Origin of the sequence: Streptomyces sp. SID1328 (assembly GCF_009865595.1) — a bacterium.
Lineage (GTDB): Bacteria > Actinomycetota > Actinomycetes > Streptomycetales > Streptomycetaceae > Streptomyces > Streptomyces griseoluteus.
In genome coordinates, this window is the sequence record NZ_WWKH01000388.1 from 1 (window position 1) to 9,419 (window position 9,419).

General features: G+C 74.4%; 8 protein-coding genes. 5 read left to right on the forward strand and 3 right to left on the reverse strand.

Features of this window, described 5'->3' with window-relative positions:
- Together GT030_RS11510 and GT030_RS11515 are read right to left on the reverse strand one after the other, a co-directional pair.
- On the reverse strand, positions 1 to 2,163 hold a 2,163-nt coding region (locus GT030_RS11510; protein WP_202459977.1), incomplete at its 3' end, for a glycosyltransferase family 2 protein.
- Positions 2,164 to 2,365: 202 nt separating this feature from the next.
- On the reverse strand, positions 2,366 to 2,629 hold the full coding sequence (locus GT030_RS11515) for a WhiB family transcriptional regulator (protein ID WP_161201017.1): 264 nt from the start codon (positions 2,627 to 2,629) through the stop codon (positions 2,366 to 2,368).
- A 595-nt stretch (positions 2,630 to 3,224) separates the two neighbouring features.
- Between GT030_RS11515 and GT030_RS11520 the strand changes: the two genes are divergently transcribed.
- The 4 genes from GT030_RS11520 (at position 3,225) to GT030_RS11535 (ending at position 7,118) form a co-directional block, all read left to right on the forward strand.
- Positions 3,225 to 3,731, forward strand: a complete 507-nt coding sequence (locus GT030_RS11520; RefSeq protein ID WP_161201018.1) for a cysteine dioxygenase family protein — start codon at positions 3,225 to 3,227, stop codon at positions 3,729 to 3,731.
- A 45-nt stretch (positions 3,732 to 3,776) separates the two neighbouring features.
- A complete protein-coding gene (gene cofD, locus GT030_RS11525; protein ID WP_161201019.1) occupies positions 3,777 to 4,736 on the forward strand; it encodes a 2-phospho-L-lactate transferase in 960 nt (319 codons plus the stop codon).
- Positions 4,733 to 6,034 carry a coenzyme F420-0:L-glutamate ligase gene (locus tag GT030_RS11530; RefSeq protein ID WP_161201020.1) on the forward strand — a complete coding sequence of 434 codons (1,302 nt, stop codon included), beginning with the start codon at positions 4,733 to 4,735 and terminating at the stop codon, positions 6,032 to 6,034. The genes cofD and GT030_RS11530 overlap by 4 nt, the downstream gene beginning before the upstream one ends.
- A gap of 73 nt (positions 6,035 to 6,107) precedes the next feature.
- A complete protein-coding gene (locus GT030_RS11535) occupies positions 6,108 to 7,118 on the forward strand; it encodes a DNA-3-methyladenine glycosylase 2 family protein (RefSeq protein ID WP_346009614.1) in 1,011 nt (336 codons plus the stop codon).
- A gap of 6 nt (positions 7,119 to 7,124) precedes the next feature.
- Here the strand turns inward: GT030_RS11535 and GT030_RS11540 are convergent, their stop codons facing one another.
- Complete coding sequence (locus tag GT030_RS11540) at positions 7,125 to 8,207, reverse strand: NDP-sugar synthase (RefSeq protein ID WP_161201022.1); 1,083 nt, start codon at positions 8,205 to 8,207, stop codon at positions 7,125 to 7,127.
- A 228-nt stretch (positions 8,208 to 8,435) separates the two neighbouring features.
- Between GT030_RS11540 and GT030_RS11545 the strand changes: the two genes are divergently transcribed.
- Complete coding sequence (locus GT030_RS11545; RefSeq protein ID WP_161201023.1) at positions 8,436 to 9,191, forward strand: TIGR03089 family protein; 756 nt, start codon at positions 8,436 to 8,438, stop codon at positions 9,189 to 9,191.
- The last annotated feature ends 228 nt before the right edge of the window (positions 9,192 to 9,419 follow it).

Consider the following 9,419-nt stretch of genomic DNA (forward strand, 5'->3'; position numbering starts at 1 on the left):
GGCCAGCGCGGCCGGCACGATGCCGATGAACAGCAGGCCGGAAAGGGTGCCGGGCCCGCCGGGGCTGGTGCCCAGCAGGTCGGAGGCGGAGGCCGCCGAGGCACCGAAGTCCAGCCCGGCCTCGGTGAAGAAGCCGGTGGGCAGCAGGGTCAGCGACCAGGGCGCGAGAACCAGCAGCGGGGTGCCGAGCTGCGCCAGGAAGCGCAGGAGGTGGGCGACCGGGTCGGAGCGGCGCAGCACGAGCACGCCGACGCCGAGCACCAGCGCCGCGGGCCAGACCACGGGGGTGAACGCGGTGGTGATGGTCAGCAGCAGCGCGTACGCCCAGGTGGCGCGCCAACTGCCGCGTCCGCCGGACGGGTTCGCGAGGCCGCTGGCGGCGACGCCCGCGCGGGCGATCAGCGGGAGCAGTACGGCGAGTACGGCGGTGCCGATGCGGCCCTGCGCCAGCGCGCCGGTGGTGGCGGGCAGGAAGGCGTACGCGACGGCCGTCCAGGCGCGCAGCAGCCGGGAGCTGACGAGGGGTCGGGAGGCGAAGTAGGCGGTGAAGCCGGCCAGCGGCACCGAGCAGACCAGCAGCACGGTGACCGCGAGCCCGGTGGAGCCGAAGAAGAGCGAGGCGAGCGTCGCCACCACCGCGAGGTAGGGCGGCGCGGAGGTGGTGCTGCCGGCGCCGACCGGGTGCCAGGCGGCGGCGAAGCCGGCCCACAGGTCGCTCGCGCCGGGCGGGGCGGGCAGCAGCGCGCCTCCCGCGAGGGCACCGCCGCCGAGCAGGGCGCGGCAGGCGGCCAGGGAGATCAGCAGCAGGGCGAGGAAGAGCACGGGGCCTGGCTTGCGGGCGATGCGCTTGAGCCGGGCGAACTGCTCGATCTCCAGGAAGTCGGCGTCGTCGCCGCCGGGTCCGGACTCGACCGCGCTGCCGTGGCGGCCGGCCGAGGTGTCGACGTCGGAGTTGCTGGAGAAGTTGGCGGCGATCTGCTCGGCCGTGGCGCGGATGGTGGCGCCGGGCGGCGGGAACAGCTGCCGCAGTTCGTCCTTGTCGATCTGGGAGGGGCCCCGGCTGCGGCGGGCGGCGAGGATGCGCTCGGGGCGCAGCAGGACGCCCAGCAGGCCGCGGATCTCGTCGAGGGCCTGGCCGGGCACCTTGCCGACCAGGTAGGCGAGGGTGCGCAGGAGGGTGCCGAGGACGAGCCGGAGCAGCACCCAGGGCAGCGCGGCCGTGCGGGTGTTGGCGAGCAGGGTGTGGACGGCACCGGCCTTGTCGACCTTGTGCGGGGAGGCGGTGGTGCGGCCCGCGCAGTCGACGGTGCGGCGCTCGCGGGAGGCGGCCTCCGCGTGCCGGACGACGGCGTCGGGGGCGATCAGGACGCGGTAGCCCTCGGTGTGGGCGCGCCAGCACAGGTCGACGTCGTCACGCATCAGGGGCAGCCGGCGGTCGAACCCGCCGAGCCGCTCGTAGACGTCACGGCGGATCAGCATGCCCGCGGTGGAGACGGAGAGCACGGTGCGGACGTGGTCGTGCTGGCCCTGGTCCTGTTCGCGGCGGTCCAGACCGGTCCAGCGGCGGCCGGAGTTGGCGATGGAGACGCCGACCTCCAGCAGTTGCCTGCGGTCGTACCAGCCGCGGAGCTTGGGGCCGACCACGGCCACGTCGTCGCGGCCGAGTTCGAGTTCGTTGTCCACGACCCGCAGCATCTGGGCGAGCGCGTCGGGCTCCGGGGCGCAGTCGTCGTGCAGCAGCCAGAGCCACTGGACCGGCTCACCGTAAGGCAGTTCGGGCAGGTCGTAGGCGTCGTCGCGCCAGGTGCGCGTGGCCGGGTCCCAGCTGTTCGGGCGCCTGAGATAGGGCAGGTCGTCCGGGGTGAGGACCGGGGCGAGGCGGGTGGCCTCGTCCACGGCCTGGCCGAAGCCGGTGCGCCGGGCCAGGTGGACGACGGCCTCGTCCCCCAGGGTCTCGGTGACCAGTTGGGCGGAGTCGTCCGCGCTGCCGGTGTCGGCCGCCACCGCGTACTGCACGGGGCGCTCCTGACTCAGCAGCCCGGCGAGCGCGTCAGGCAGCCAGCGGGCGCCGTCATGGGTGACGAGGACGGCCGTCACCACATGGCGCGGGAACTCAGGCGTGGCAGCTTCGTGTTGGGCTGCCGTATGGCTGTGCACGGACATCGAGGTACGGGCCCCGGTTCGATGGACTGCGGTGGACGCCTGTGCCCATCAAGGACCGCGGGGCGTCTCGGACGAGCGCCCACACTATCGGTCGGTCATGACGACGGCCCGCCGCCTGTGGACAACCCACGTGCGACGGGCCGTTCGCCCCGTATGTGCGTGTGCCCGGCGGCCGTTCGCCGGCCGGCGGCGCGTGCCCCGGTCAGACGGCGGCCTTCTTCAGCCGGCGGCGCTCCCGCTCGGACAGGCCGCCCCAGATGCCGAAGCGCTCGTCGTTGGCGAGGGCGTACTCGAGGCACTCGGAGCGCACCTCGCAGGCGAGGCAGACCTTCTTGGCCTCTCTCGTGGAGCCGCCCTTCTCGGGGAAGAAGGACTCGGGATCGGTCTGGGCGCACAGAGCGCGCTCCTGCCAGCCGAGTTCCTCGTCCGCCTCGTCGACCAGCAGTTGCTCCACCAGCTCGGTCATGTGCGCCCCTCGTCTGTTCTTCACGTCCCCGTGCCTGGCCGGTCCCGGCCGAACGACACGAGTGAAATTACAAGTGTGCTGCTCCGAGCGAGTCAAGCCGAGATCTGCTATTGAGCCCGTTATTCACTCTGCGGAACCAAGGCCTTGCGTTAAGTGTTCAAATCGGCATAAACCTTGACACATGGCTGAGGACCCGAGGGGCGCCGCCCGGATGTGCGCCATGTGTCCCGAGTACCGGGCGCACAAACCTTTCACCTGAGAGATGCACCGGATGAGGTGAAGGATGTCCCTCGAACCGGGCCCCGAGTTGACACGGCAGGTATGAACGGGTGTCCTAGTGGGCATGCTCGCCGACTTCGCACCCGCCACGACCCGCACCGCCGGGTCCCTCGGTGCTGCCGGCATGCGTCTCAGCTGTTGTTGCTGTCCCTGCTGTTGAGCCGACCGCGCTCCAGCGGACCCCGGGCCCACTCCGGCCCCGCGTGTCCCGCCGTTCCCCCACCCCGTCGGGGACACCCGCCCGTACGCCCGTGATCCGGGCCGGGGCCCAGCGACACCCAGCCGCCGCCTCTCCGCCGAGGAACCCCACACCCCCATGAACAGCGACAACGACCTCCAGATCGCCGGTGACCTCCTCGAAGTGCCCCACCTGCTGCAGCCGCCCCGCGAGCACCCGGTGACCGTCGCCGAGTTCGCCGGGCTGGCCCGCGCGGTCGCCGCCGACCGCGACCGGTGGGCGCACCTGGTCCGCTACGACGCCACCACCCGCTGGTACCACCGGCTGCGCACCGGCCCCGGCTACGAGGTGTGGCTGCTGTCCTGGGTGCCGGGCCAGGGCAGCGGGCCGCACGACCACGGGCGCTCCTCCGGCATCCTCACCGTGCTGGAGGGCACCCTGACCGAGCGCACCGACCGGGGCACCCGCACCCTCACCGCCGGCGCCCAGCGGGTCTTTGCGCCCGGCTACGTGCACGACGTGGTCAACGACGCGCTGGAGCCCGCGGTCAGCCTGCACATCTACTATCCGGGCCTCACCGAGATGCCCATGCACACGTCACAGCACTGCGAGGCCCGTACGGAGCCGAGCCCGGCCGCGGTGTGATCACCGGCCGCACGCGCTGTCGGCGGCTGCTGACACACTGATCCCATGCGCATTGTGGTTCTGGCAGGCGGCATCGGCGGTGCCCGGTTCCTGCGCGGTCTGAAGCAGGCCGCCCCGGACGCGGACATCACGGTCATCGGCAACACCGGCGACGACATCCATCTCTTCGGGCTGAAGGTCTGTCCCGACCTCGACACCGTGATGTACACGCTCGGCGGCGGCATCAACGAGGAACAGGGCTGGGGGCGGGCGGACGAGACCTTCCACCTCAAGGAGGAGCTCGCCGCCTACGGCGCCGGACCGGGCTGGTTCGGGCTCGGCGACCGGGACTTCGCCACTCACATCGTGCGGACCCAGATGCTGGGCGCCGGGTATCCGCTGAGCGCGGTCACCGAGGCGCTCTGCGACCGCTGGAAGCCGGGCGTGAAGCTGATCCCGATGACCGACGACCGGGTGGAGACCCACGTCGCCGTCGACCTGGACGGCGAGCGCAAGGCGGTCCACTTCCAGGAGTACTGGGTGCGGCTGCGCGCCTCGGTGCCCGCCGAGGCGGTCGTGCCGGTCGGCGCCGAGCAGGCCAAGCCCGCGCCCGGTGTGCTGGAGGCCATCGCGGAGGCCGACGTCATCCTCTTCCCGCCGTCCAACCCGGTGGTGTCCGTAGGCACCATCCTCGCGGTGCCCGGTATCCGGGAGGCCATCGCGGAGGCGGGCGTCCCGGTGGTCGGGCTCTCCCCCATCGTCGGTGACGCGCCGGTGCGCGGCATGGCCGACAAGGTGCTCGCCGCCGTCGGCGTGGAGTCCACCGCCGCCGCGGTCGCCGCGCACTACGGCTCCGGGCTGCTGGACGGCTGGCTGGTCGACACCGTGGACGCCGGTTCCGTCGGTACGGTGGAGGCGGCCGGCATCCGCTGCCGTGCCGTCCCGCTGATGATGAGCGACCTGGACGCGACCGCCGCGATGGCGCGCGCGGCGCTGGAGCTGGCCGGGGAGGTGCGGACCGCGTGAGTGAGTACCGGGTCTGGGCGCCCTCCGGTCTGCCCGAGGTGGCGCCGGGCGCCGACCTGGCCAAGCTGATCGCCGCGGCCGAGCCGGGTCTTGCCGACGGGGACGTGCTGCTCGTCACCTCCAAGATCGTCTCCAAGGCCGAGGGACGCCTCGTGCGGGCCGCCGACCGGGAGGCCGCGATCGACGCCGAGACCGTGCGCGTGGTGGCCCGGCGCGGAGCCCTGCGCATCGTGGAGAACCGGCAGGGCCTGGTCATGGCCGCCGCCGGGGTCGACGCGTCCAACACCGCCGAGGGCACCGTGCTGCTGCTGCCCGAGGACCCGGACGCCTCCGCGCGGGCGATCCGCGAGGGCCTGCGGGAGGCGCTGGGCGTCACCGTGGGCGTGATCGTCACCGACACCTTCGGCCGCCCCTGGCGCGCCGGGCTCACCGACGTGGCGATCGGCGCGGCCGGGGTGCGGGTCCTGGACGACCTGCGCGGCGGCACCGACGCGCACGGCAACCCGCTCTCCGCGACCGTCGTCGCCACCGCCGACGAACTCGCCTCGGCCGGCGACCTGGTCAAGGGCAAGGCCTCGGGCCTGCCGGTGGCGGTCGTACGCGGCCTGCCCCACGTGGTCACCGGCGCGGCCGAGCAGGGCGAGGGCGCGCGGGCGATGGTGCGCTCCGCGCGGGACGACATGTTCCGGCTCGGCACCTCCGAGGCGGTGCGGGAGGCGCTGAGCCTGCGCCGTACCGTACGGGCCTTCACCGACGAGCCGGTCGACCCCGGCTCGGTACGCCGGGCGGTGGCCGCCGCCGTGACCGCGCCCGCCCCGCACCACACCACGCCGTGGCGGTTCGTGCTGCTGGAGTCGGCCGAGTCCCGGCTCGCGCTGCTGGACGCGATGCGGGACGCCTGGATCGCCGACCTGCGCCGGGACGGCAAGAGCGAGGAGTCCATCGCCAAGCGGGTCCGGCGCGGTGAGGTACTGCGCAACGCCCCGTACCTGGCCGTGCCCTGCCTCGTCATGGACGGCTCGCACACCTACGGCGACGCGCGGCGGGACGCGGCCGAGCGGGAGATGTTCGTGGTCGCCACGGGCGCGGGCGTGCAGAACTTCCTGGTCGCGCTGGCCGGGGAGCGGCTGGGCTCGGCCTGGGTGTCGTCCACGATGTTCTGCCGTGACGTGGTCCGCGAGGTGCTGGACCTGCCCGCCGGCTGGGATCCGATGGGCGCGGTGGCGATCGGTCACCCGGCCCAGGAGCCCCCGGCCCGGCCTGCGCGGGAGGCGGGGGCCTTCATCGAGGTGCGCTGAGGCGGGTTCCGCCGGGGAGGCCCTAGTCTCATAGGGCACCCCCGCCCCATCCGCACCCCTAGGACCTCTCCCCGTGGCAGGACGTTTCGCCCCCCGGCCCCCGTCGCCCGCGACCGTGCGCGACGCGGTTGCGGCACCCGTGGTGCCCCGGCAGGCGGCCGGGCCCCGGACGCGGACGTGGGTGCCCCGGGGGCCGTACGACCTCGGTCTGGTGCTCGGGCCGCTGCGGCGCGGGGGCGGTGACCCGACGTTCCGCGCGACGCGTGACGGTTCGGTGTGGCGGGCCACCCGTACCCCCGCCGGGCCCGGCACGCTCCGCGTGTACGCGGGCGGCGGTGAGGTGCGCGGCGAGGCCTGGGGGCCCGGCGCCGACTGGCTGCTGGACCGGCTGCCCGGACTGCTGGGCGCCGCCGACGAGCCCGATCTCTTCGAGCCCCGGCACCGGCTGGTCGCCCTCGCCCGGCACCGGCGCCCCGGACTGCGGCTGACCCGGACCGGGCTGGTGCTGGAGTCGCTGATCCCCTCGGTGCTGGAGCAGAAGGTCACCGCCGACGAGGCCTACCGGGCCTGGCGGCGACTGGTGAGCTGGTTCGGGGAGCCCGCGCCGGGCCCCGCCGGTACGGGGGAACGCCCGATGTGGGTGATGCCCGCGCCCCGGACCTGGGCGCTGATCCCTTCGTGGGAGTGGCACCGGGCGGGCGTGGACGACAAGCGGGCCTCCACCATCCTGCGGGCCGTCCGGGTGGCCGCGCGGCTGGAGCAGACGGTGGGGATGACCCCGGCCGAGGCGCGGACCCGGCTGGAGGTCGTCCCCGGCATCGGCCCGTGGACCTCGGCCGAGGTGGTGCAGCGCAGCCACGGCGCGCCGGACGCGGTGACCACGGGCGACCTGCACCTGCCCCGCATCGTCGGCTGGGCGCTGGCCGGGAACCGGGACGCGGACGACGCGGAGATGCTGCGCCTGCTGGAGCCGTACGCCCCCGAAGGCCAGCGTCACCGGGCCGCGCGCTATGTCCTGCTCAGCGGCAGCACCCCGCCGCGCCGGCACCCGAAGATGCGGAAGACGGACATCGGCAGGTGGTGACCGGGGTCACTGGTCCGAGGAGAACCTGACCGCCCCGGCCGGGATGCGCGCGTCGCACCACACCCGGACCCCGTCCCGCAGTTCGTTGTCGGCGCCGACCACGGCGCCGTCCCCGACCACCGCACCCGTGAGGACCGACCGCTCGCCCACGCGGGCCCGGCTGCCGATGAGGGAGTCGGTGACGACCGCGTCGGGCTCGATGACCGCGCCCGGCAGGATCGTGGAGCCGCGCACCCGCGCCCCCTCGGCGACGAACGCGCCCTCGCCCACCACCGTGCCCCCGGTCAGCTTGGCGTCCGGCGCGACCCTGGCCGTCGGCAGGATCAGCCGGTCCCCGCGCCGGCCGGGTACGGCGGGTGAGGGGGCGCGGCCCATGACGAGGTCGGCGGAGCCCCGGACGAAGGCGGCAGGGGTGCCGAGGTCCAGCCAGTAGGTGGAGTCGACCATGCCCTGGAGGTGGGCCCCGGCGGCCAGCAGACCGGGGAAGGTCTCGCGCTCCACGGAGACCGGGCGCCCGGCGGGGATGGTGTCGATGACGGAGCGGCGGAAGACGTAGGCGCCCGCGTTGATCTGGTCGGTGACGATCTCCTCCGGCGTCTGCGGCTTCTCCAGGAAGGCCAGCACACGGCCGGTGTCGTCGGTGGGGACCAGCCCGTAGGCGCGGGGGTCGGTGACCTTGGTCAGGTGCAGGGAGACGTCGGCGCCGGTGGACTCGTGGGTGCCGACCAGGGCCCGGATATCGAGGCCGGTCAGGATGTCGCCGTTGAAGATCAGGACGGGCTCGTCGGGGCCGGAGAGCAGCCGTTCGGCGACGTTGCGGATGGCGCCGCCGGTGCCGAGCGGCTCCTTCTCGGTGACGTACTCCAGGTGAAGGCCCAGGGCGGAGCCGTCACCGAAGTGGGGTTCGAAGACCTCGGCGAGGTAGCTGGTGGCGAGGACGATGTGGTCCACGCCCGCGGCTCTCGCTCTCGCCAGCTGGTGCGTGAGGAACGGCACCCCGGCCGCCGGGACCATGGGCTTGGGCGTGTGCACCGTGAGCGGCCGCAGCCGCGTGCCCTTGCCGCCGACCAGGAGGATCGCTTCTGTCACCTGTCGTCTCCGCTTCCTGCCGGGACCGGCGGAACGTCTCGTTTTCGGCCGGCCAGTGTAGGCAGACGGTGCGGTGCCGGCCCTCGATGGCCGCGCGGTGTCGGGCGGACCGGGGGCGCCGTCCCCCGGCCGTACGCGTCCGCACGGGCGAGTGGCCGCCGGGCACCGGGCGGGGGCAACGGTGCTGAGCGGCCGTCGGGCGCGGCCCGCCCGCGTACCCTTGCGCGGATGAACGCCACCGATCGCACCCCAGCCGGCCTGCTGCGTTCCGCGCTCGCCGCGGACGCCGGACGCCCCCTGGTGACCTTCTACGACGACGCCACGGGCGAACGCGTCGAGCTGTCCGTCGCCACCTTCGCCAACTGGGTGGCCAAGACCGCCAATCTGCTCCAGGGCGAGCTGTCCGTGGCCCCCGGCGACCGGGTGGCGCTGCTGCTGCCCGCGCACTGGCAGACGGCCGTGTGGCTGCTGGCGTGCTCGTCGGTGGGCGCGGTGGCCGACGTCTCCGGGGACCCGGCCGCTGGCGACGTGGTGGTGAGCGGGCCGGACACCCTTGAGGAGGCGCGGGCCTGCCGGGGCGAGCGGGTCGCGCTGGCGCTGCGTCCGCTGGGCGGGCGGTTCCCGCAGGTGCCGGAGGGCTTCATGGACTACGCCGCCGAAGTGCCGGGGCAGGGCGACCGGTTCGCCCCCTTCGCGCCGGTGGACCCGGAGGAGCCCGCGCTGATCGTGGCCGGGGCCGAGTTCAGCGCGGCCGAGGTGGTGGAGCGGGCGCTCGCCGACGCACCCGGCCTCGACCTGACCGGGCCGGGCTCCCGGCTGCTGTCGGGTCTGCCGTACGACACCTGGGCCGGGCTGAGCGCGGGGCTGTACGCGCCGCTGGCCGCCGGGGGCTCGGTGGTGCTGTGCCGCAACCTCGACAAGCTGCCCGCCGACGCGCTGGCGCAGCGCATCGACACCGAGCGGGTGACGGCCTCCCGGCACTAGGGAGTGTCTCGTTCGGCCCAGTAAAGGGCGGCCAGGAGCCGTCCGCGCGGCCATGGTCGTAGGAGCAGGACGTGACGCCCGGACGACCGCGAGGGGTGGTGCCGCCGTGCCCGAGAGCGCGGACGATCCGGCCGTGTCCGGCGCCTCGGCCACCGGGGACGGGCTGGCGCGGCGGCGCCGGCGTCGGTGGCTGAGAGGCGGCGCGCTCGGCACGGCCGTACTGCTCCT